This is a genomic window from Pantoea sp. GbtcB22 (assembly GCF_019091025.1).
Lineage (GTDB): Bacteria > Pseudomonadota > Gammaproteobacteria > Enterobacterales > Enterobacteriaceae > Pantoea > Pantoea leporis.
Genome location: NZ_JAGXKB010000718.1, coordinates 1 through 241, shown reverse-complemented (window position 1 = coordinate 241; position 241 = coordinate 1). Strand labels below are relative to the sequence as shown.

General features: G+C 27.8%; 1 pseudogene. It reads right to left on the bottom strand.

Annotation, left to right across the window (positions count from 1 at the left end):
- Positions 1–131 precede the first annotated feature (131 nt).
- A pseudogene (locus KVT28_RS26455) lies at positions 132–241 on the bottom strand (replication initiation protein); the annotation flags it as partial.

Genomic DNA, 241 nt, shown 5'->3' with positions numbered 1-241 from the left:
TTATAGGGGTAAATTATCCTTTCACCTCATATAAATTCCCCAAATTTTTAAATACCCACTCCATAAAAATATCCTCCTAAATTAGAATAGTTTAAATATATCATTTTTGTTCAGTAATATTAATATGTACACTATTTCCAAAATTTAAATTCATGTTGCCAAAAATCGATTTGTTCTTGCAATTGTTTTTCGTTCGCTTTTAAAGTCGATTTCATTAAGTCCGTTAAATCGACTGGCGAAT